21 protein-coding genes are annotated in these 21,267 nt (G+C 69.9%); 5 read left to right on the plus strand and 16 right to left on the minus strand.

The annotated features are described in order from the left end of the window. Window positions 1-10: 10 nt before the first annotated feature. The 3 genes from EIL87_RS23135 to EIL87_RS23145 all read right to left on the minus strand — a co-directional run bounded on the left by EIL87_RS23135 (window position 11) and on the right by EIL87_RS23145 (window position 3,701). Window positions 11-2,371, minus strand: a complete 2,361-nt coding sequence (locus EIL87_RS23135) for a penicillin acylase family protein (protein ID WP_233576516.1) — start codon at window positions 2,369-2,371, stop codon at window positions 11-13. 92 nt (window positions 2,372-2,463) lie between these two features. Continuing rightward, entirely contained in the window at window positions 2,464-3,108 is a 645-nt protein-coding gene (locus tag EIL87_RS23140; protein ID WP_125092705.1) for a TetR/AcrR family transcriptional regulator, read from the minus strand. 188 nt (window positions 3,109-3,296) lie between these two features. Then, complete coding sequence (locus EIL87_RS23145) at window positions 3,297-3,701, minus strand: SPW repeat domain-containing protein (protein WP_125092706.1); 405 nt, start codon at window positions 3,699-3,701, stop codon at window positions 3,297-3,299. Between the two features lie 157 nt (window positions 3,702-3,858). On the opposite strand from EIL87_RS23145, the gene EIL87_RS23150 reads away from it, so the two are divergent. Continuing rightward, window positions 3,859-5,424 (plus strand): coiled-coil domain-containing protein, encoded by a 1,566-nt coding sequence (locus EIL87_RS23150; protein WP_125092707.1) that lies wholly within the window; start codon window positions 3,859-3,861, stop codon window positions 5,422-5,424. Between the two features lie 123 nt (window positions 5,425-5,547). Beyond that, window positions 5,548-5,724 (plus strand): hypothetical protein, encoded by a 177-nt coding sequence (locus EIL87_RS26915; protein ID WP_158628688.1) that lies wholly within the window; start codon window positions 5,548-5,550, stop codon window positions 5,722-5,724. A 61-nt stretch (window positions 5,725-5,785) separates the two neighbouring features. On the opposite strand, the gene EIL87_RS23155 is transcribed toward EIL87_RS26915, so the two are convergent. Beyond that, window positions 5,786-6,604: an alpha/beta fold hydrolase gene (locus tag EIL87_RS23155; protein ID WP_125092708.1), complete on the minus strand. Its 819-nt coding sequence runs from the start codon at window positions 6,602-6,604 to the stop codon at window positions 5,786-5,788. 142 nt (window positions 6,605-6,746) lie between these two features. On the opposite strand from EIL87_RS23155, the gene EIL87_RS23160 reads away from it, so the two are divergent. Beyond that, on the plus strand, window positions 6,747-7,271 hold the full coding sequence (locus tag EIL87_RS23160; RefSeq protein WP_233576518.1) for a GNAT family N-acetyltransferase: 525 nt from the start codon (window positions 6,747-6,749) through the stop codon (window positions 7,269-7,271). 27 nt (window positions 7,272-7,298) lie between these two features. Here EIL87_RS23160 and EIL87_RS23165 read toward each other — a convergent pair whose 3' ends face one another. The 10 genes from EIL87_RS23165 to nucS form a co-directional block, all read right to left on the minus strand. After that, complete coding sequence (locus EIL87_RS23165; RefSeq protein ID WP_125092709.1) at window positions 7,299-8,048, minus strand: alpha/beta hydrolase; 750 nt, start codon at window positions 8,046-8,048, stop codon at window positions 7,299-7,301. A 63-nt stretch (window positions 8,049-8,111) separates the two neighbouring features. After that, window positions 8,112-8,426, minus strand: a complete 315-nt coding sequence (locus EIL87_RS27160; protein ID WP_199740580.1) for a hypothetical protein — start codon at window positions 8,424-8,426, stop codon at window positions 8,112-8,114. Window positions 8,427-8,452: 26 nt separating this feature from the next. Then, complete coding sequence (locus EIL87_RS23175; protein ID WP_125092710.1) at window positions 8,453-9,424, minus strand: DUF3558 domain-containing protein; 972 nt, start codon at window positions 9,422-9,424, stop codon at window positions 8,453-8,455. Window positions 9,425-9,541: 117 nt separating this feature from the next. After that, a complete protein-coding gene (gene dhaM / locus EIL87_RS23180) occupies window positions 9,542-10,231 on the minus strand; it encodes a dihydroxyacetone kinase phosphoryl donor subunit DhaM (RefSeq protein WP_125092711.1) in 690 nt (229 codons plus the stop codon). Beyond that, complete coding sequence (gene dhaL / locus EIL87_RS23185) at window positions 10,228-10,866, minus strand: dihydroxyacetone kinase subunit DhaL (RefSeq protein ID WP_125092712.1); 639 nt, start codon at window positions 10,864-10,866, stop codon at window positions 10,228-10,230. Before dhaL ends, dhaM begins: the two co-directional genes overlap by 4 nt. A gap of 14 nt (window positions 10,867-10,880) precedes the next feature. Beyond that, window positions 10,881-11,876: a dihydroxyacetone kinase subunit DhaK gene (gene dhaK, locus EIL87_RS23190; protein ID WP_125092713.1), complete on the minus strand. Its 996-nt coding sequence runs from the start codon at window positions 11,874-11,876 to the stop codon at window positions 10,881-10,883. A gap of 193 nt (window positions 11,877-12,069) precedes the next feature. Continuing rightward, complete coding sequence (locus EIL87_RS23195) at window positions 12,070-13,578, minus strand: aldehyde dehydrogenase family protein (RefSeq protein ID WP_125092714.1); 1,509 nt, start codon at window positions 13,576-13,578, stop codon at window positions 12,070-12,072. A gap of 261 nt (window positions 13,579-13,839) precedes the next feature. Continuing rightward, complete coding sequence (locus EIL87_RS23200; RefSeq protein ID WP_125092715.1) at window positions 13,840-14,103, minus strand: hypothetical protein; 264 nt, start codon at window positions 14,101-14,103, stop codon at window positions 13,840-13,842. A 22-nt stretch (window positions 14,104-14,125) separates the two neighbouring features. Beyond that, window positions 14,126-15,799, minus strand: coding sequence for a sodium:solute symporter family protein (locus tag EIL87_RS23205; RefSeq protein ID WP_125093309.1), 1,674 nt, complete (start codon window positions 15,797-15,799; stop codon window positions 14,126-14,128). An 843-nt stretch (window positions 15,800-16,642) separates the two neighbouring features. Further along, window positions 16,643-17,302: an endonuclease NucS gene (nucS, locus tag EIL87_RS23210; protein WP_125092716.1), complete on the minus strand. Its 660-nt coding sequence runs from the start codon at window positions 17,300-17,302 to the stop codon at window positions 16,643-16,645. A 120-nt stretch (window positions 17,303-17,422) separates the two neighbouring features. Between nucS and EIL87_RS23215 the strand changes: the two genes are divergently transcribed. After that, window positions 17,423-18,832 carry an amino acid permease gene (locus tag EIL87_RS23215; RefSeq protein ID WP_125092717.1) on the plus strand — a complete coding sequence of 470 codons (1,410 nt, stop codon included), beginning with the start codon at window positions 17,423-17,425 and terminating at the stop codon, window positions 18,830-18,832. 103 nt (window positions 18,833-18,935) lie between these two features. Next, a complete protein-coding gene (locus EIL87_RS23220) occupies window positions 18,936-19,472 on the plus strand; it encodes an NUDIX domain-containing protein (protein WP_199740581.1) in 537 nt (178 codons plus the stop codon). A gap of 1 nt (window position 19,473) precedes the next feature. On the opposite strand, the gene EIL87_RS23225 is transcribed toward EIL87_RS23220, so the two are convergent. After that, a complete protein-coding gene (locus tag EIL87_RS23225; RefSeq protein ID WP_125092719.1) occupies window positions 19,474-19,797 on the minus strand; it encodes a putative quinol monooxygenase in 324 nt (107 codons plus the stop codon). A 119-nt stretch (window positions 19,798-19,916) separates the two neighbouring features. Next, window positions 19,917-21,173: a UDP-N-acetylglucosamine 1-carboxyvinyltransferase gene (gene murA, locus EIL87_RS23230; protein ID WP_125092720.1), complete on the minus strand. Its 1,257-nt coding sequence runs from the start codon at window positions 21,171-21,173 to the stop codon at window positions 19,917-19,919. Between the last annotated feature and the right edge of the window lie 94 nt (window positions 21,174-21,267).

Here is a 21,267-nt window from a genome sequence, read left to right on the forward strand (position 1 = left end):
GAGCTCCGGATCAGGCCGGGAGGAGGCGGATCCTGCGTTCGGCGGTCGACTCGACCGCTGCGCGGCTGTAGGCCAGTGGGAAGTAGGTTCCCTTCCTCCACCGCTCGGCCAGGTCGCGGTAGTGCGGGTCGAACGGGTTTCCGGACTGGCCGGGTGTGTTCACCGCGACCGAGTCGTCCCAGTTGCCCACGTCGAGCACCATCCGGAACGACGGCCCGTTGCTCTGCCGGAAGTCCTTGACCCGGTACGAGGACTGGTTCACCGTCGCCGCCGAACCACCGCGCGGCAGGGGCCCGACGTCGAACCGGGCGCGCTGCACCTCGTTGAACGCACCGGAGGCGGGGTGGCCGAAGAAGCTGTGGTGCAGCCTCCCCCACTTCCAGGTGGCCTCGCCTCGGCCGAGCAACTGCTGCACCTCCGCGTAGGCGGTGCGCAGGGTCTCGAGCAGCAGCCGGTCGCGGGCGGCGGCGTCGGGCAGCCAGCGACCGGGCGCCTCCAGTTCCTCGAGCATGACCAGGACGTCGACGCTGTCGATGTGCTTCGCGGCCTTCGGCACGACTGCGCGGGCGAAACCGGGCCCGAGGTGCCTGGTCATCCACACCTCGAACAGGGCTGCGGCATGGGAGTCCGCACCCAGGACGGCATCCCACTCGCGCAGCAACCGCAGAGCCCGTCGCAGGTCCGCATCACCGCTGTCCACACCGGACAGCAATCGCTGGATCCGTCGCGCCGGGATGGAGAGCTGGTCGTTCTGCAGCAGCTCGGAGTCCCGGATCGTGTGCTTCGTCTGCTGCGAGAGGACTTCCACGATCCGCTGGTGGCGGAACGGGTTCGTCCACTCGTACCCGAGCCCCATGCGCTGGTGTTCAGCGGGGAGGTTGAACTGGTTCGCGGTGGCGATGAAGCCCTCGTCCGGGTTGTACGACCTCGGCAGGTCGTCGCCGGAGTAGAAGCCGTCCCACTCGTAGCGGCCGTCACCGGGCACGGGCAGCAACCCGTCGTAGCCGACCCGCTTGGGCGCCAGCCCACCGGGAACCCAGCCGATGTTGCCCTCCACATCGGCGTAGACCTGGTTCTCCGTCGGCGCGCCCCAGTTGCGCATGGCCCGGGTGAACTCGGAGAAGTTCTTCGCCCGCATGTAGGCGAGGCTGCCGAAGTAAGGGGACATGCCCGGTTGCAGCCAGGCGGTGCGCACCGCGTAGGCGAGGTTGCGCTGCCGGTCGACGTGGATGACCGGACCGTGGCGGGTGAAGGCCAGTTCCACCTCGCGGCCAGGTCCGCCGCGCACCGGCACGTCCTCGCGCAGGACCATCATCGACTCCCACCCCGAGCCGTAGCGGTAGCGGCGCGGGTCGGCCGGGTCCAGCTCGTAGACGTAGAGGTCTTCCTGGTCCATCGGGAAGATCGTCAGGCCGAAGGCGACCGTCCCGTTGTGGCCGATGGAGATGCCCGGCAGCGCGGGTTCGCCCGCCCCGATCACGTCCATTCCCGGTGCGGACAGGTGCGCGATGTAGCGCAACGACGGTGCCGAGTAGGCGCGGTGCGGGTCGTTGGCCAACACCGGACGCCCGGTCGCGGTGCGGTCCCCGCTGATCACCCAGTTGTTGCTGCCCTCGGTGGTGACGTCGCGGCGAACGGCGCGGACGGAGCCGTCCCCGAACTCGACGTCCTGGGTGGCCAGGTCGAACACCTCCAGCACGTCGTCGGGCAACGCGCAGGGGTCGAACCCGTCCGGCACGACGGTGCGGTGGTCGGGCTGCAGGCCTTGCCGGACGAGGTCCGCCTCGACTCCCGCAGCGCAGACCACACGGGCCCGTTCGACCTCGCTCTCCAGGTTGCGGGTCAGCCCGTGGCTGCGGATGCGCACGACGTCGGCGGGATCCCAGCGCGCCGGCCGGTAGTCGAGGACGTCGAACTCCTCGGGCATCTGCTCGGGGTGGTCGTCGAGCCAGTCGAGGTAGGCGTTGATGCCGGTGACGAACTGGGTGGCGATGTGCTGAGCGTCGTCGGAGTAGCGCGCCCACTCGGCGTCCATGTCACCCCGGTAGAGGAACAGCCGGGTGGCGCGGTCCTGCTCGACGTAGTCCGGGCCGAGGACCTCGGAGAGCAGGCCGAGCCCGCGACGCCGCCACAGGTCGATCTGGAAGAGGCGTTCCCTCGCCGCGTTGAAGCCTTGCGCGAGGAAGACGTCGTCCTGGCTGTCGGCGTAGAGGTGCGGGACGCCGTAGCGGTCCTCGATCAGCTCCACCTCGCCGTGCAGCCCGCTGACCTGGTAGGTCAGCGGGCCCGGGGCGGCGTGGCCGAGGGAGGTCATGGCACTCGCCCCGGCGATGCCGAAGCCGGTGGCGAGGAGCCCCTGTCTGCGCGACACCCGAACACGACCAATGCCCACCCCAAACCTCCCGCTGATCGACTGCGGGAGTTTCTAACGGTGCGAACGGGAGGCCACAAGACCCGACCGGTTCAGGCCGAGTTCACCGCGGGGGAACCGGCACCCCGCTCGAGGGCTCGGGCGATGAAGCCGATCTCGCGGTCGAGTTCGTCGTCCTCGGTGCGGTGGCGGGCGACCGAGTGCCGGTGGTTGATCACCCGGGCCAGCAGCATCGCGGCCGCTTCGATGTCACAGCCGGCCATGCCGGGCGGCAACGCGAGCTCGATGACCCGGCGGATCTGGTCCACGACCACGCCGAAGCGTTGCTGCATGGCCTGCCGCACCGCGTCGTGGGTGTCGGCCTCCCGCCACAGCACGTGGCTGAGCAGCATCGACGATTCGAGGCGCGCGTCGAGTTCGCTCACCAACCGCCGCAGGCTGCCTTCGACGTCACCGCGCACGACGAGGAGGTCGGACTCCACCTCTTCCTCGGGGAGGCGTTCCACGAGCGCGGCCAGCAGGTCCTGCTTGCGGCGGAAGTAGTAGTGGATCAGGCCCTTGGGCACCTCGGCCCGTTCGGCGATGCGAGAGGTGGGAGTGGCGTTGAAGCCGTGCTCGGCGAACAGCTCCCCAGCGGCGGTCAGGATGCGCTCGCGGCTGCTGTTGCCGTGCTCGTCCTCGTCGAGGTCCGAAGTGGACGGGCGCCGACGGGCCTTCTCACCCAGCTCGTTCGCCATGTGCCCGACCTCCTCCTGCGGTGTTCAACGCGAAAAGCGCGGCCCGGACGTTACCGCCGGACCGCGCGATTGTCGCAACCGAGCACTACCTCGTCATCACCGCTTCGACCGCACGAACCAGCTCCTCACGGGAGGGACGCGACTCCTCGTCCCACCCCGGACGGCTCGTCGGGTCCTCAGCGGCTTGGTCAGTGCTGCCCTGCCATGCCACCGCGGTGCGCCGCGTTGGCTTCGGGCAGCGCCGCCGCGCCGGCGAGCACGGCCAGCACGCCGACGATCCACGAGGTCCACGAGGCCGCCATCATCTCGCTGAAGCCGAGGACCCACGGGGAGATGAAGAGCAGGACGCCCAGCAGCATGTGGCTGTACTCGCTGGTGATCGAATCCGGCATCGCCAGCGACCACACGCTCGCGATCAGCAGCAGCGCGCCCAGCACGATCATCGCGGTCATCGCGATGCCGCTCGTCGGCGTCCACAGGGTGCCGAGGACGAGGTAGGCGCCCAGGACAACACCAGCCCAGTCCTGCCAGCGAACCCATGGCTTCGTAGCCGAAGCGCTCGACCGTTCAGCCACGTCGATCACCTCCGTCATGTCCGACTTGACAACTTCATGTTGACCCTTGGTTGGCCAGCCGGTCAAGAGGCTGTGGCTCAGTGGTGCCGAAGGGCCTCGAAGAGGTGAGCAAAATCCTCGTCCTCCCCAGGTGCACCTCCCACAACAACCTCGTCTTCCAGGTAGCTTTGTTTCCATGGGCCTTGCCGACGACCGCGATTTGCTGCCACTGGGATCAGGATTCGATCTCGCTCGGAAGAACGGCTACGACCGTGCCCAGGTCGACGAGCACCTCGAGCGCCTGGACGCCGACATCCGCATCCTCACCTCAGATCGCGATGCCGCCGTGTCGCAGGCCGCTGACCTGTCCAAGCAGCTCGAAGCGACCCGGTCCGAGATCGAGAGCCTGCGCGGCCAGGTGGACCGGCTGGCCAAGCCGCCGACGACCCTCGAAGGACTCAGCGAGCGCCTGCAGCGCATGCTCCGACTGGCCCAGGACGAGGCCGCTGACATCCGATCCCGCGCGGAGGGCGACGCGGCCCAGATCCGCGCCCGCTCCGAGGCCGAGGCCGCCAACCTGCGCACTCGCTACGAGCGGCTGATCAGCGAGGTCGACAGCCGCCGCAGCGAGATGGAGACCGAACACCGCTCGCTGATGGACAGCGCCAAGGCCGAGGCCGATCGCATCACCCGCGAGGCCGAGGAGAACCGCAAGCGCGCCGACGAGGAGTCCGAGGCCTACCGCGCCCAGGTGGAGGAGGACTTCGAGATCGCGATGGCCGCGCGCCGGTCCGAGGCCATGCGCACCCTCGCCGAGCAGGAGGCCACCAGCAAGTCCGAGGCCGACCGCCGCGTCCGCGAGGCCACCGAAGAGGCGAACCGTCGGCTGCGCGAAGGCACCAACGAGGCCCACCGCCGCGTCCAGGAGGCCACCGAGAAGGCGAACACGCTCATCAGCGACGCCCAGGCCAAGGCCGAGAAGCTGGAGCGGGAGTCCACCGAGGCTGCGGAGAAGCTCGAACGCGAGTCGACCGAAGCCGCCCACGCCCGCGAAGCCTCCAGCAAGGAGGCCGCGCAGCGCCGGATCCAGGAGGCCAAGCAGGAAGCGGAGCGCATCGTCCGCGAGGCCAACGAGAAGTCCGAGCGGATGATCCGCGAGTGCACCGAGGAAGCCACCCGCCGCATCGACGTCGCGACCCGCGAGGCCAAGCGCCTGGTCGCCGCCACCCGGGCCGACGCCCAGCGCCGACTCGGCGCCACGACCGAGGAAGTCCAGCGTCGCCTCGGTCAGGCCGACGAGCACGTCCACTCCCTCACCCAGCTGCGCGACACGGTGGCGAAGAAGCTGCGGGACGCGGCCGAACTGCTCGGCCAGACCACGCCCCTGCTGGAGCGCCTCGACCTCGAGGACGCCGAGGAGGAGAAGCTGCGCCAGGCCGCGGTGGAGGCACGCGAGCAGGCGCGCAAGGACGCCGAAGAGGCGATCGCCCGCGACGAGCGCGAGACCGGTGAGATCCACGAGTCCTCGCGGGTGTCGTCGCAGACCGTCACCGATGCGGGGCCGTCCCAGCGCACGACCGGCCAGGGCAGCGCGTCGCGCAGCGACTCGCAGTCCTCCGACGAGCCCACGGACAAGATCGAGCGCAAGCGGTACTCCGCGGACGAGCCGACCCGCCGCATCCCGCTCCCGGCGCCCGGCGAGGAGCAGTCCGCACAGCGCTCCGAGGACTCGACCAAGGTCAACGCCGACCAGCGGAGCTGAGCACATCAGCCCAGGTCGGCGCACCCGGCGTCATCGTTGCGGTGTGAAGATCTCTCTTGAGGCGAGGCCGTAGCCGGCGCGTCCCCCACCTCCGCGTCGGCGCCCCAGGAGAGGACCACTTCAATGGCGGACAGCGACCCAGGTAGTGACAGCACCCGCGCCCGCGCACGCGGTCATCGAGACCCCGGCAGGTACTTCCTGCTGCCCAGCGAAACCGCGGAGCGGTTCCGGCGCGACGAGCGCGAACCGGAAGCCCCCGCCTGCGCGCGCAGCGCCAAGGACTCCCGCGAGGACGACTGACCAGGACGGAGCCGGGTTCACCGGCGGCTCCGTGGCGAGCACGGAGCCGCTGCTCCCCGGATCACACGTCGATGCTGGCCAACCAGGGACGCACGACTTCGGCCATGGCGTCCGGCGCCTCCACCGGAGGCAGGTGCCCTGACCCGGCCAGCTCGACCAGCTCACCGCGCGGCAACGCGTCCACCATCTCCCGTGCCGCCGTCGGCGGTGTGATGGTGTCCTCCTTGCCGACGACGACCATCGCCGGGCCGTCGAAGGACCGCAGCACGTCGAAGCTGTCCGGCCGCTCGGCCATCGCCCGCTGAGCCCAGGCCACACCGTCCGCGGGCTGTGCCTCGATCAGCGACGTGAGCTCCTCCGCGACCTCCGGGCGGTGCTCACGCGTGGTGGCGCCCAGCAGGTTCGGCAGCATGTTGTCGGCCAGCCACCCGGAGATCCCGTCGCGCTCGGCCCGGGTGGCCGCGTTGAGCCGGTTGGTGCGCTGTTCATCGGTGTCGACCCGCGCCTTCGTGTCCACCAGCAGCAACCCGGCGACCCGGTGCGGCGCCGCGCGCAGCAGGGCGGTGGCCACGTAACCACCCATAGAGCAGCCGCCCAGCACCACGCGCGGCAGCTCGAGCTTGTCGAGCAGCTCCAGCACGTCCGCGGCGGCCACCTCCACGCTCGGCCGGTCGACCGTCAGCGGCGCAGCCGACTCCTCCTGGGCACCGCGCGCCGTCGACCCGTCCAGGGAGCTCTCCCCCAGACCGCGTTGATCAGGCGTGATCACCCGTGCCTGGTCCTCCAACCGGACGCGCAGCGGGTTCCACATGCGCGCGTCGACCGGGAAGGCGTGCAGCAGCACGAGCGGTGTTCCGGCTCCGGATTCGATGTAGTGCACGGGCACCATCGTGCCGGACGCACCCCGGCGAAACACGCAACCAGGCCGGAGCGAGCACGGGAACCTTCCTGTCATCCGAGTGCCCCCGGCGACGTCGAAAATCGGCTGAGGGGCGGGGTGCGGACCCGCTAGCGTGCCTCGGGTGTCCGATCCTTCGGCAACACGAACGCGACGTCTGCTGCTGCGACGACCCACGTCCGCAGACACCGAGGTCTTCGTCGAGGTGCACACCAGCCCCGAGACCCACGTCTTCCCCGGCGTCTCCCCGCGCACCCGTGCCGAGTCGCTCCAGCTGCTGGAGCGCTACCAGCACGACTGGGACACCGACGGGGTCGGCTACTGGTCGGTGCTGCGCGCCACCAGCGGCGGGGTGCTCGGCTTCGGCGGTCTCCGGCACACGCTCGACGACGGCGAGATGGTCCTCAACCTCTACTTCCGCTTCCCCCCAACCGCGTGGGGCCACGGATACGCGTCGGAGATGGGCCACGCGGCTGTGCGGGGGGCACCGCAACCGCCCGGAGCTCCCGATCGTCCTCGCCACGGCCACGCGCAACGCGCCCACGATCCGGGTCGCCGAGAAGCTCGGCTTCCACCGCGTCCTCGAGCGGCACCACGAGGGCGTTCGCGAGGTGCTGTTCCGGTCATCGCCGCCGGCCCGCTGAGCTGAGGAAGGGAACCTTCCTGCCACACGGCGTCAGGAGTTGACGATGGTCACCTGGCGGGTTTCCGACGGGCCGTCCCAGGTCCGCGGCAGCGGGGTGGTGACCTCCGGGGCGACGGCCTGCACGATGGCGTCCAGCGCGGCCTCGGCCTTGCCGACCCACAGGTGCTTGGTGTCGGCGAAACCGGCCACCTTGGCCTGCGGGATCGGGGCGAACCGCTCGCGGGCCTCGTCGGGGCGCAGGTAGTCGTCGAACTCCGGGATCAAGGCGTGCACGGGCTTGCCGGACTCGCCCCAGGCGCGCAGGTGCTCCTCGGTGCTCCAGCGCAACGGCGGCGAGAGCAGCACCGCGCCCTCCACCAGCGGGTCCAGGCCGTGCACGAGGGTCAGGTCGGTGCCGAAGGACCAGCCGACCAGCCACACGTTCGGCAGGTCGTTGAACTCGGCGTACTCCAGGGCGGCGGCGACGTCGAAGCGCTCGGAGTCGCCGTTGTCGAAGCTGCCCTGGCTGCGGCCCGCCTCGCTGGCGGTGCCCCGGGTGTTGAACCGCAGCACCGCGATGTCGGCCAACGCGGGAAGCCGGAACGCGGCCTTGCGGTAGATGTGCGAATCCATCATCCCGCCGTGCGTGGGCAGCGGGTGCAGGCAGATCAGCGTGGCGCGCGGCTGCCCGGACTCGGGCAGGGCGAGCTCTCCGATCAGTTCCAGCCCGTCAGCGGTGTGCAGGGTGATCTGCTCCCGGCGGGCGGGAAGCATCGTGTTGGCGCGGATCTCGGTGCTCATCAGGACCGATCCTGCCACGGAAGGGTGGTCTGGTCGTGCTGCCCTGCGCTGCTGTGGCGCGAGCTACGACCAACGGCGGGTGGGACCCCGGCGGGCGCGAGCCTTCCAGCAGCCGGTGTGCCAGTGCCTGCGCTCATCGACCCCACCGCGCTCCGCTTCCGGCCAGGCCACGACGTGCGCGATGCCGGACTGGATCTCGTGGTCGCAGCCCGGGCAGCGGTAGACCTTGGTGGCCTGCACGGCGGGCACGGTGCGCACCATCCAGTCCCCGTCGGGACCGTGCTCGACGCGTGACGCCCCGTACGCGGCACCGGCCCCGCGGTGACTGGTGTCCGCGCGGAAGCTCTTGTGGCGCTGCGGTCGGTTGCGTCGAGGCACGCTGACAACGGTAACCGGTGACCCCCTCAGGGATGAGCGGGCGGCAAGCTCGGCCACGCAAGCCGGGCCAGGCCGCGGGCGTAGTCGCAGGCGTCGGTGCCGGTCATACCGGGCAGCGCGACGACGAGCTGCGCGACCTCCACCTGCCCGGCGACGGTGCCGTACGGGATGTGCGAGGTCTCGGCGGAGCACAGGGGAACCTGCGGGTCACCGCCGACGACGCTGAGGACGGTGCGCCGGCCCGCCACCTCCTCTTCCACGGCGGCGCCGTGCAGGAGCCTGGGCGGTTCACCCGCGGTGTGCTGCAGCTGGACGCGCGGCGAGTCCGCGGACGGCTCGCCCCAGGAGCACTGGTGCCCGGCGACGCTGGGGCGCGGTCGTGCCTCCTCCAGGCCCGGTACCTGGTTCACCACCTCGGTGTCGAGCACCGCGCACGGGTCGTGCAAGGCCAGCGAGTGGGGCGGGTGGTCGCGGTGCCCGGCACGCCCCTGCTGAACGGCATCGGCGGCCACCTTCGCCCCGGTCTCGGCGATGCCGCACAACCCGGTGGTGTGCCCGCCCTCGAGCAAGTCCGCGCTGACCTGCATCGAGACGCCGTCGCCGAACTGGACGCGGCGGGTGCAGTGCCCCGGCGCCGGAGCGCTGTGGGAGATGCGCAGCGAGCCGTGCTGCACGACCGGATCCCCCGGGTTGGAGTCCTCCGGCCCGACGAGTTCCCCGACGGCGACCTGGACGAGGGTGCGGTCGTCGGGCCTGACGTGCAGCAGGCAGTAGTCCAGCGACACCGTCCCCGCCTGCGACACCGACCCGTGGTGCTGCAACGCGGCAGGATCGGTCAACGTGCACGGATCGAGGGTGCGGAGGTCGCCGAGCATCGCCTTCGCGCTCGTGTCGACCGGCTCGGAGCGGCTGGTCGGAGTCGAGGTCTGCGCGGTGCATCCGGCGAGCAGCGCGCAGCACAGCAACAGCAGCATGCCCAGGTGGCGGCGCGGCGACATCGACTCAGCCTAGCTCCCGATGACCTTGCAGCGCACCGATCGGAGGTGCCCGCGGTGCGAGCAGGGGAACCTTCCTGTCACCGGCGGTGACAGGAAGGTTCCCCTGCAGCGTCACGACTACTCGTCGAAGTTGCGTTGGGCGAGTTCGATGATGCGCTCGACGGCCTGCACGGCATCGGGCCCGTCGGCCAGCAAAGTGATCTTGTCGCCTTGGCGGGCGCCGAGGCCCATCAGGCCGAGGACGCTGAAGGCGTCAGCCTGCTTGTCGCCGAGGGCGATCTTCACCGTCGCCTGCAGGCCGGTGAGGCTGCGGGCCAGCAGCGCGGCGGGGCGGGCGTGCAGGCCCACCTCGTTGGTCAGCTCCAGTTCCCTGGTGACCTGGTCGGTCGTCTCTGTCTCGGAACCGGCGGGCTCGGCGGCCGCGGCCTCCGAGCTGCCGCGGGCGCTCTCGGCCGCTTCCACCACGGTCTTCAGGTCGTTGCCGCCCTGCGCCGAGACGGCCGCGGCGACCGCTCCCTCGACCAGCGGGGCGTCGACGACCCGCGCGGTGTCGGGGTCACCGAGGGTCTCCACCGCCAGGTCGGCGACCATCTGCGCACTGCCCAGGTCGAAGAGCACGACCGCTCCATCACCGGTGTCCGCGTCGGACAACGCGGCCGAGACCTTCTCGAAGTCCGTGCCGATGCCGCCGTCCGGCAGGCCACCGGCCGGTGCGATGCGCACCTCCGGCGCCATCTGGGCGGCGAGCTCGGCCACACCCTCGGCGAGACCGGAGCTGTGGGAGACGATGACCAGTCCGACGCTCATGCGCGGGCTCCTGCGGCTTCGGCGAATGCGGTCAACAGCAATGCGGTGGAACGCGCACCCGGATCGAGGTGTCCGGCGCTGCGCTCCCCCAGGTAGGAGGCGCGACCCTTGCGGGCGACCAGCGGTTCGGTGGCCTGCGCGCCTTGGTGCGCCGCTTCGGCGGCAGCGGCGAGCACCTTGGGGCCGTCGGCCCCGGAGTCGGCAGCGTTCTTGGCGGCCTCGACTGCTGGTGAGAGCGCATCGATCATCGTCTTGTCACCGACCTCGGCACGGCCGCGTGCGACGACGCCCTCCATGCCGGCCTGCAAAGCCTTCGCGACGGTGTGCGGGTCGAGTTCCGCTTCGTCACCGACCGCGGACGCCGCCCGCAGGAACGCCGTGCCGTAGAGGGGACCCGATGCGCCACCGACGGTGGAGATCAGCACCGTGGCAGCCAGCTTCAACGCAGCCGCCGGGGTCTCGGGACCCGCGGTTTCCAGCTTGGCGATGACGGCGCGGAAGCCCCGGTCCATGTTCTCGCCGTGGTCGGCGTCGCCGATCTCGCGGTCGAGCTGGATCAGCTCGTCGCGGTGCTCGGCAACCACATCGGCACCCGCCCGGAGCGCCGCGATGATGTCGTCTGCTGTGCAACCCATTCCAGGACTCCTCCTCACCAGTGCAGCGCCGCGGTGCGCACGGGCGCGTCCCAGAGCTCGGTGAGCTCGTCGTCCAGTTTCAGCAGCGTCAGGCTCATGCCTTGCATCTCCAGGCTCGTCACGTACGGGCCGACCAAGCGTCGGCGGACGTTGATGCCGCGCTCGGCCAACCGCCGCTCGGCGATGCCGTGCGCGAGGTACAGCTCCAGCTGCGGGGTGCCGCCCATCGAGTTGGTGAACAGCAGCACGTCGTCACCCTCGGTGAAGGGCAGGTCCTCGAGGATCGGCTCGAGCAGCCGCGCCACGATCTCATCGGCGGTTCCCAGCGGGACACGGGCCCTACCGGGTTCGCCGTGGATGCCGATGCCGATCTCCATCTCGTCGGCGCCGAGCTCGAAGCTGGGCTGGCCGGCGTGCGGAACGGTGGGGGCGGTCAGCGCCACGCCCATCGAACGCACCTGGGAGACGACCTTGCGGGCGAGCCGCTCGCAGTTGTCGAGGTCGTCGCCGCGTTCGGCGGCGGCGCCGACGATCTTCTCCACCATCACGGTGCCGCCGACTCCGCGGCGGCCCGCGGTGTGCGTGGAGTCCCGGACCGCGACGTCGTCGTCCACGATCACGCTGCGCACGTCGACGTCGTCGACCGCGGCGAGCTCGGCCGCGGTCTCGAAGTTGAGCACGTCGCCCGTGTAGTTCTTGACCACCAGCAGCGCACCAGCACCCCCGTGGGTCTCGGTGATGGCCGCCTGCACCGCGTCCGGGGTCGGTGAGGTGAACACCGCGCCGGGGACGGCGGCGGCGAGCATGCCCGAACCGACGAAACCGCCGTGCAGCGGTTCGTGCCCGGAACCGCCGCCGGAGATGACCGCGACCTTGCCCGACACCGGGGCGTCCGCGCGGACGATCACCGCGGGATCGGTCTGCACCCGCAGCAGTTCGGGGTGGGCCGCGGCCACGCCCTGCAACGCTTCGGCGACCACGTCCGCCGGCTCGTTGATGATCTTCTTCACCCGCTGGCCTCCTCGCCTGCGCTCTCGCCGCCGAAGCCACCGGGGCCCGGCGCGATCAATCGTGCGCGGTCAACTCTGCCCGGGACGTGCACCCGCGCGCATCCCCTCACCGAAGCCGGGGGATGCGAGCAAGGGAACCTTCCTGCCACCACAGGCGCAAGCCAAGGCACCGACCGTGGTGGCCGGGATCGGCTCAGCGACCGCGCATGAGCTTGATGATCTTGACCACGGTGCGCACGGTGCCCTTGGGGCGGGCGAAGCTCATCGGGTTGAGCGGGATCTTGAACTTCGTGCGGGTGACCGACTGCGGGCGGGCGAACTCCCGCAGGCCGTCGGCGCCGTGGATCCGGCCGAAACCGGAGTCGCCGACCCCGCCGAAGGGCAGCGCGGGCACACCGGCGAAGGCGATCACCGAGTTGACCGCGACCATGCCGCTGCGCAGCCGGCGCGCGGCCTCCATGCCGCGGGAACGGGAGAAGACGGTGGCGCCGAGCCCGTACTTGGTCGAGTTGGCGAGGTCGACGGCCTCGTCGACGTCGCGGACCCGCTGCACCACGAGCGTCGGCCCGAAGGTCTCCTCGGTGACGGCCGAGCAGTCCTCCGGGACGTCGGCGATCACCACGGGTTCGACGAACGGCGGGCGCACCGACTCGCGGCCGCCGACCACAGCGCGGCCACCGCGGTCGAGGGCGTCGTCGATGTGGTCGCGGATGATGTTGACCTGCGAGGCCATCGTGATGGGACCGAAGTCCGCACTGGGCTCCCCACCGGGGCGCAGCTTGGCCGCGCGGTCGCTGACCATCTTCAGGAACCGGTCCGCGACGGCCTCGTGGACGTAGACCCGCTCGACGCCGATGCAGGTCTGGCCCGCGTTGGACATCGCGCCCCACACCGCCGCGTCGGCGGCGGCCGCCAGGTCGGCGTCGGAGTCGACGATCAAGGCGTCCTTGCCACCGCACTCGACCAGCACCGGGACGAGGTTCTCGGCGCAGGAGGCCATCACGCGCTTGCCGGTGGCGGTGGAACCGGTGAAGGCCACCTTGTCCACGCCGGACTGGCACAGCGCGGCACCGGTCTGCCCGTAGCCGGTGACCAGGTGGAACACCGGGTGTTCCGGAACGGCCTCGGCGAAGCTCTTGACCAGCCACTCGCCGACGCCCGGGGTGAGTTCGCTGGGCTTGAACACCACGGCGTTGCCCGCCGCCAGCGCGTAGGCGATGGAGCCCATGGGGGTGAAGGCCGGGTAGTTCCAGGGGCCGATGACGCCGATGACGCCGTAGGGGAGGTATTCGACCGTGGCGGTCTGGTTGGACATCAGAACGCCGGGCGAGACCTTGCGTCGCTTGAGGACCTTCTCGGCGTTGGAGGTGGCCCAGGCCAGGTGGTCGATGACGAGGACGAGTTCGAGCCGGGCGTCCTCGAGGGGTTTGCCGGTCTCGGCGCAGACCACGCCCGCCAGCTCGTCGATGCGTTTGACCAGCAGTTTCCGCCAGCGATCGAGGTGCTGCTTGCGGCCGGAGAAGCCGAGTTCCCGCCACGCGGCCTGCGCTTCGCGCGCTGCGGCTACTCGGGTTTCGACCGTCTCCGCGTCGTGGATCGGATGCTCACCCACCACCTCACCGGTGCGGGGGTCGATCGACTCGAACGTCTCGAACCGCGCGTTGGCGATCTCCTCGACGTTCCCACGAGCGGTTTGGGTCATGGCCGGCCTCCCACCATCACGACGTCCGTTGTCACGGTGCAGCCTACGAAATCAAGGTCGGGGAAAGAACCGTCCTGTTCCGCCCGACTCATGTGCTGGACACGCGTCGTTCAACGCTGGTCCACTTGGCAGCTGCGTTCCGACCTCACGGTATCCAGAAGATCTTGGCGCGGGGGCGGGAACCGGCCAACCGGTGCCGAAAAGCGAGCGGCGCCCGCACCGTTGAGGCGCGGACGCCGCGCGAGGCGATGTCAGGTCACGTCAGCCTTCGGTGCTCCCACCGTCGACGTCGTCGGGGACGACGATCGGGCGCAACCGCGCCCACGCGATGAACACCGCCGCGAACAACACCATGGCCACCCCGGACCACAGGTTGATGTTGAGTCCCGCGGACTTCTCGAGCTCGGCATCCGGTTGGATGAAGCCGAGCACGATCAGAACGACTCCGTAGATGGCGAACAGCAGCGCGATCACCGTGCGAATGTCGAAGGCACCAGCGCTGTGCCCCGAACCTCCACTAGCCATGAGATGTCCTCCCAGTCCTGGCTCAGCCGAAGATGATGTTGAGGGCGATGATCAAGATCAGCGCGATGCCCGCGAGCAGGCCCGGGCGCCGGTACCAACCGGCGTCCTCGCCCGTGGTCGAGGCCTGCAGGTCCTCCTTGGGCGTCAGGCCCCACACGAGGCCGACCAGTTGCGCCTCGGACTTCGGCTGCGTGGCCAGGGAGACCACGACGCTGACGATGATGTCGACGACGAAGGCGACACCGGCACCGACGAAGCTCGCACCCTGCCCGGGCAGGTCCCAGACCCCGGACTCGGCCAGGGCGTAGACCGCGATGGCCGACGCGGTACCGAAGACCAGACCGGACCAACCGGCGTGCGCGGTCATCCTCTTCCAGAACATACCGAGGATGAAGGTCGCGAACAGCGGAGCGTTGAAGAACGAGAACAGCTGCTGGAGGTAGTCCATCAGGTTCTCGTAGCCGGAGGCGATGAACGCCGTGCCGACGGCCGCGAGGGTGGCGCCGACGGTGACCCAACGACCCATCTGCAGGTAGTAGTGGTCCGGCTTGTCCTTGACGATGTAGGACTGCCAGATGTCGTAGGTGAACACCGTGTTGAACGACGACAGGTTCGCGGCCATACCGGCCATGAACGAGGCGAGCAGACCGGCGAGCGCGATGCCGAGGATGCCGTTGGGGAGCAGGTCTCGCATCATCAGCAGGATCGCGTCGTTGTAGTCGTACGGACCCTGCTCGGTCAGCTTGTAGTTGGTCATCTCCGGGATGATCACCGCGGCGATCATGCCGGGGATGATCACGATGAACGGGATGAACATCTTCGGGAAGGCACCGATGATCGGGGTCCGCTGCGCGGCCGACATCGACTTGGAAGCCATCGCGCGCTGGACCTCGACGAAGTTCGTGGTCCAGTAGCCGAAGGACAGCACGAACCCGAGGCCGAAGACGAGGCCGATGCTGCTCAGGACCGGGTTGTCGAACCCGGTCAGCTCGGCGCCCGGCCACGCGGTCAGCTGCTCGGCGCCGCCCTTGCTGGCCGAGACCTTGTCGATCAGGCCCTGCACGCCGCCGACCTTGACCAGGCCGACGATGGTCAGCGGCAGCAGTGCCGCGACGATCACGAAGAACTGCAGCACCTCGTTGTAGATGGCGGCCGACAGGCCGCCCAGCGCGGTGTAGGAGAGCACGATCAGCGCGGCGACCAGGACCGAGACCCACAGCGGCCAGCCCAGCAGCGCGTTGACGATGCTGGCCAGCAGGTAGAGGTTCACACCGGCGATGAGGACCTGGGCCAGGGCGAAGGAGATGCCGTTGACCAGGTGCGCGGCCTTGCCGAAACGTCGGAGCATGAATTCGGGAACGCTTCGGACCTTGGAGCCGTAGTAGAACGGCATCATCACCACGCCGAGGAACAGCATGGCGGGGACTGCACCGATCCAGAAGTAGTGCATGGTCGGCATGCCGTATTCGGCACCGTTCGCCGACATGCCGATGATTTCAATGGCGCCGAGGTTCGCCGAGATGAACGCCAGACCCGTCACCCACGCGGGCAGTGCGCGCCCGGAGAGGAAGAAGTCGAGACTGGTGGAAACGGCCCGCCTCGCCAACCAGCCGATTCCCAGCACGAACGCGAAATACAGCGCCAACAGCACGTAGTCGACGCCGTTGGCGTCGAGTAGCTGACCTTGGGCTAGCAGCACTGCCGCCCCACCTCCCACAGACCCAACAAAGTCAAACGAGAACCACCACACTCGCGATAGCGGTCGGACAGTACCGCACAAATGAGGCAGCAGTCGCAAGCCGATATCAATTCGTTGGAGAAGACACTAAATCGATCACGGAACTTCCGCCGAGTGGCGTCACGCAGGGGACTTTCCGGTCGTGCGCCTGTGCACCCCGTGAGCGTCCGGCTCCATGCGAGTGATATACGCGTTGACCCGGCGGTTCGGACTCACCGTGACGGTATGGTCACTTTGTGCATTCGCCACATCGCGGGGAGGAATCGTGAACGCGCGGATCGACCTGGCGATCAGCGCCGGACTCGCAGCAGATCCGACCGAAGATCACCGACCTCACCTCAGCACCGAACCGACCGGCCGTCGTCCCGAACGGCTGCTCCGCCGCCTCTCTGCCATGCTCGCGCCGCTGTCCACACCCCGCCTGGGGTGTGACTGCCCCAGCCGAGCGCACAGCTGACCGCTCCGCCCCGGCGCCCGTGCCGAGGTGAGCATGGGAACCTCCCTGCCACTCCCGCGTCGTCCGCGAGATCGGCTCACCGCGGGGACGTGAACTCGGGCCGGAGCGCGCGGCCGCCCGTTTCGACCTGGCTGGACACGCGGAATCGGTGCGATGCGTCGAACATCGTCCGGCCGGCCGCGGCTTCGGGGTGAACGAGGAAATCGCGCGCGGAACGAGATGAGCATTCCTCGATCCGCGCCAGAACGGGTCGAGCAGCGACCCGTTCGCTCGCCGACGCGAGGAAGGGAACCTTCCTGTCACCGCTGCCGGGAGGAACCCCGACCGCGCCACGGCGACCGGTCTCAGAACAGGCGGTACTCGTCGGGTTCGATGCCGCGCAGCTTGTCGTAGTCCAGGACCACGCAGCGGATCCCGCGGTCCTCGGCCAGCGTCCGCGCCTGCGGCTTGATCTGCTGCGCGGCGAACACGCCGGTCACCGGGGCCAGCAGCGGGTCGCGGTTAAGCAGTTCCAGGTAGCGGGTCAACTGCTCGACACCGTCGATCTCGCCGCGCCGCTTGATCTCCACCGCGACGCTGTGGCCCTCGTCGTCCCGGCACATCAGGTCGACCGGGCCGATCGCGGTCGGGTACTCGCGCCGCACCAGCGACCACCCCTCACCCAGGGTCGTCACGTGCTCGGCCAGCAGCTCCTGGAGGTGCGACTCCACGCCGTCCTTCACCAGGCCCGGCTCGGCACCCAGCTCGTGCTTGGAGTCGTGCAGCACCTCGTCGACCGTGATCACGAGCTTCTCGCCCGCCTTGTTCTGCACGGTCCAGACGTCCGGGTCCTCGATGAGCCAGCACGGCGGGCTCATCCAGTTCAACGGCTTGTAAGCGCGGTCGTCGGAGTGCACCGACACCGAACCGTCGGCCTTCACCAGCAGCAGTCGCTGCGCCATCGGCAGGTGCGCGGTGAGACGACCGACGTAGTCCACCTGGCAGCGGGCAATCACAAGTCGCACCCGGCACAGAGTACGGGCGTCGTGATCGATGTCGAGCACCCCCACGGGTGATCAACACGACCGACCGGGCCCGGACCCGCGCCACGAGGCCTCCCACCACCGGAGTTACCGTTACCGCTCGTGTCTTTCGCCCGCAGTCTGCTCCGCGTGAAACCGGCCGAACAGCTCTCCGCCGATGGCTCCCACAGCGAGCTGAACCGCACCCTCGGCCTGGTGCCGCTGGTGGCACTGTCGGTGGGCGCGACGCTGGGGACCGGCATCTTCGTGGTGCTGGCCGAAGCCGCACCGGCCGCCGGCCCGGCCGTGGTGGTCTCCTTCGTGCTCGCCGGACTGGCCGCGCTGTGCTCGGCCTTGTCCTACGCCGAACTCGCGGGCAGCGTCCCGGTCTCCGGCTCCGCCTACTCCTACACCTACGCGACGCTCGGCGAGATCATCGCCTGGATCTGCGGCTGGTGCCTGCTGCTGGAGTACGGGGTGTCGGTGGCTGCTGTGGCGGTCGGCTGGGGCGGCTACCTCAACGAGTTCCTGCAGGGCACCATCGGTGTGACCATCCCGGATGCGCTCGCCGCGCCGCCCGGTGAAGGCGGCATCGTCAACGTGCCCGCGGCGATCGTCGTGCTGATGGCCACCGGCGTGCTGCTGCTCGGCGTGCGCGAGAGCGCGTGGGCCACCACGGTCACCACCGTCCTCAAGATCGCGGTTCTGGTGTTCTTCGTGGCGGTGGCCTTCACCGCTTTCAACTCTGGGAACCTGGTTCCCTTCGCGCCGGCCGGGATCGCGGGCATCTCCGTGGGCGCCTCCGCGGTGTTCTTCTCCTTCATCGGCTTCGACGCCGCCTCCACCGCAGGGGAAGAGGCGCGCAACCCGAAGCGCGACCTGCCGCGGGCCATCATCCTGTCGCTGATCATCGTCACCGCGATCTACGTGCTCGTGGCCTTCGCCGCCGTCGCGGCCGTAGGCAGCGGGGTGCTGGGCGAATCCGACGCCTCGCTGGCCGCAGCCCTGCGCCTGGTCACCGGCCAGAGCTGGCCGGCGGTCGTGCTCGCCCTGGGCGCGGTCATCGCCATCGCCTCGGTGGTGCTCACCGTCCTGTACGGGCAGACGCGGATCCTGGTGTCGATGTCGCGCGACGGCCTCGTCCCGCCGATGCTGTCGCAGGTCAACCGCCGCTCGGTGCCCGCCCGCAACACGCTGCTGGTGGGCGTCCTCGTCGCACTGCTCGCCTCCGTGGTGCCGCTCAACCAGCTCGCCGAAGCCACCAGCATCGGCACGCTCGTCGCGTTCGGCCTGGTCAACATCGGTGTGGTGGTGCTGCGGCGCACCAAGCCCGAACTGCAGCGCAGCTTCCGCACCCCGTTCATGCCGTTCGTGCCGCTGCTCGGCCTGGCGCTGTGCGCGTACCTGATCACCGGCCTCGACGCGGTCACCTGGATGACCTTCGCGATCTGGACCGCGATCGGGCTGGGCGTCTACTTCGGCTACGGCCGCCGCAAGTCGCGGCTCAACCAGCTCGAGCACGCGGTCCGCTGAGGGAACCTCCCAGTCCCCCAACGACCTCGGCTCACGCCGGGCGGCGGTGACAGGAAGGTTCCCATGCGCGCGCCCGCCACCGGTGAACGGCACGATGGAACGCATGGAGCAGACCAGCAGCCGCGAGGTGTACGCGAACCCGTGGATGAGCGTGCGGGAAGACGGCGTTCGGCGTGACGACGGGTCCACCGGGATCTACGGCGTCATCGACAAGCCCGACTACGCGCTGGTCATCCCGCTCGACGGTGATCACGTGCACCTCGTCGAGCAGTTCCGCTACCCGCTGGGCCTGCGGCGCTGGGAGTTCCCGCAGGGCACGGCTCCCGACCGCGCCGACCTCGAACCCGGCGAACTCGCCGCGCGCGAGCTCCGCGAGGAGACCGGACTGCGCGCGGAGAGCATGGTGGACCTGGGCGTGCTCGACGTCGCGCCCGGCATGTCCAGCCAGCGCGGCAGGGTCTTCCTGGCCACCGGGCTCACCGAAGGCGCGCACGAACGCGAGCACGAGGAGCAGGACATGCGCACGGCGTGGTTCAGCCGCGCCGAGTTCGAGAAGATGATCGCCGCCGGTGAGGTCACCGACGCCCAGTCCATCGCCGCCTACGGCCTGCTCGTGCTGCGCGAACGCCGCGGCGCCTGAGTCACAGGCCCACGCCGCCGAGGGTGTCCAGGTCGATCTGCTCCGGCGGTTCGGCGAGCATGCCCAGCACCTCGTTGAGGTCGATGTCGGGGCGCGTGGCCACGGTGGTCGCCAGCGCGGCGTCAGCGCTCTCGAAGTCCGTCCACGCCTCGACCACGCGCACCGTGTCGGGAGACCCGGCGTCCTTGCTGACCAGGTAGAGCGCGCAGCCGAGCGATCCGCGCAGGCCTTCGGCTACCTGCCTCATGATCGCGACGAGATCGTCTCCCCTGCCGGGCTTCGCGGTGAAGGTCATGATGCGGCCGACCCGCGCGGTGTCGCTCATCGGTTCCCCTCCGGATCCTCGCCTTCGGCCCGGAGACTGTAACCAGACGACGGGAACCGCTGATCATGATCCCCCGAGCAGCGCCGCGGCCGGGTCGCACCCGGCTCAGTGCGGGGAGATCAGTCCGCGACGCGCTCGATGTCAGCGCCGAGGCTGCGGAGGTTCTCCACGAAGTTCGGGTAGCCGCGGTCGATGTGGAAGACGTCCCACACCTCGGTGTCGCCGTCCGCGCACAGGCCCGCCAGCACCAAGCCGACGCCGGCGCGGATGTCGGTCGCCCAGACCGGCGCGCTGGAGAGCCGCTCCAGGCCCCGCACCACCGCGTGGTGGCCGTCGGTTCGCGCGTCGGCCCCCATCCGCACCAGTTCTTCGATGAAGCGGAACCGCGACTCGAACAGGTTCTCGGTGATCATCGAGGTGCCGTCGGCGACCGCGGACAAGGCCAGCGCCATCGGCTGCAGGTCGGTGGGGAACCCCGGGTAGGGCAGGGTCACGTAGTCCACGGCCTTCGGGCGCTGCGGCATGACCACCCGGAAGCACTCCTCACCGGTGGTCACCTCCGCGCCCGCGGTCCGCAGCTTCTCCAACATCAGGTTCGTGTGCCGGGGGTCGACGCCGTTCACCGTGATGTCGCCGCGCGTGGCAGCAGCCGCGAAGGCCCAGGTGGCGCCCACGATCCGGTCGCCGATCACGCGGTGTTCCACGGCCCGCAGCGAGGACACGCCGTGCACCGTCAGCGTGGAGGTGCCCGATCCTTCGATCTTGGCGCCCATCTGCTGGAGCATCACGCACAGGTCGACGATCTCCGGCTCGCGCGCCGCGTTGTCGATCACCGTCGTGCCCTCGGCCAGCACCGCGGCCATCAGGATGTTCTCGGTGGCGCCGACGCTCGGGAAGTCCAGCCAGATCTGGGCACCCTGCAGGTTCTCGGCTTCGGCGACGACCGCGCCGTGCTCGATGTGGCTGGTCGCGCCCAGCTTCCGCAGACCGTTCTGGTGCATGTCCAGCGGGCGGGACCCGATCGCGTCACCGCCGGGCAACGTCACCACGGCGCGGCGGCAGCGCGCCACCAGCGGCCCCAGCACGCACACCGACGCGCGGAGCTTGCCCATCGACGGCGAGATCGCCTCGTGGCTGACCTTGGAGGGCGTGGTGATGCGCACCGTGCCGCCGTCGATCGTGACCTCGCAGCCGAGGCTGCGCAGCACGTCGGCCATCAGCGGAACGTCCAGGATCTCAGGACAGTTCACGATCGTCGTGGTGCCCTCGGCCAGCAGTGCTGCCGCCATCAGCTTCAGCACGCTGTTCTTCGCCCCGACCACGTCCACCGCGCCGACGAGGCGGGCTCCGCCGCGTACCCGGAAGTGCTCACTCACGAGCATCGAGGTTACGGCCCCCGCCCAGCCCGTATCGGGTCGGGGCTCGAGCGAGTGGGGGAACCTTCCTCCCACCGGGGGTGCACACGGGGAA

Source organism: Saccharopolyspora rhizosphaerae (assembly GCF_003931915.1).
Classification (GTDB): domain Bacteria; phylum Actinomycetota; class Actinomycetes; order Mycobacteriales; family Pseudonocardiaceae; genus Saccharopolyspora; species Saccharopolyspora rhizosphaerae.

Excerpts from the sequence above, each read along its gene's own strand:
- EIL87_RS23140 (WP_125092705.1), bottom strand. The coding sequence starts at position 3,108 with ATGGCGAACGAGCTGGGTGAGAAGGCCCGTCGGCGCCCGTCCACTTCG.
- EIL87_RS23150 (WP_125092707.1), top strand. The coding sequence starts at position 3,859 with ATGGGCCTTGCCGACGACCGCGATTTGCTGCCACTGGGATCAGGATTC.
- EIL87_RS23200 (WP_125092715.1), bottom strand. The coding sequence starts at position 14,103 with ATGGCTAGTGGAGGTTCGGGGCACAGCGCTGGTGCCTTCGACATTCGC.
- EIL87_RS26915 (WP_158628688.1), top strand. The coding sequence starts at position 5,548 with ATGGCGGACAGCGACCCAGGTAGTGACAGCACCCGCGCCCGCGCACGC.
- EIL87_RS23220 (WP_199740581.1), top strand. The coding sequence starts at position 18,936 with ATGGAGCAGACCAGCAGCCGCGAGGTGTACGCGAACCCGTGGATGAGC.
- dhaM (WP_125092711.1), bottom strand. The coding sequence starts at position 10,231 with ATGAGCGTCGGACTGGTCATCGTCTCCCACAGCTCCGGTCTCGCCGAG.
- EIL87_RS23145 (WP_125092706.1), bottom strand. The coding sequence starts at position 3,701 with ATGACGGAGGTGATCGACGTGGCTGAACGGTCGAGCGCTTCGGCTACG.
- EIL87_RS23195 (WP_125092714.1), bottom strand. The coding sequence starts at position 13,578 with ATGACCCAAACCGCTCGTGGGAACGTCGAGGAGATCGCCAACGCGCGG.
- EIL87_RS23175 (WP_125092710.1), bottom strand. The coding sequence starts at position 9,424 with ATGTCGCCGCGCCGCCACCTGGGCATGCTGCTGTTGCTGTGCTGCGCG.
- dhaL (WP_125092712.1), bottom strand. The coding sequence starts at position 10,866 with ATGGGTTGCACAGCAGACGACATCATCGCGGCGCTCCGGGCGGGTGCC.
- EIL87_RS23225 (WP_125092719.1), bottom strand. The coding sequence starts at position 19,797 with ATGAGCGACACCGCGCGGGTCGGCCGCATCATGACCTTCACCGCGAAG.
- EIL87_RS23165 (WP_125092709.1), bottom strand. The coding sequence starts at position 8,048 with ATGAGCACCGAGATCCGCGCCAACACGATGCTTCCCGCCCGCCGGGAG.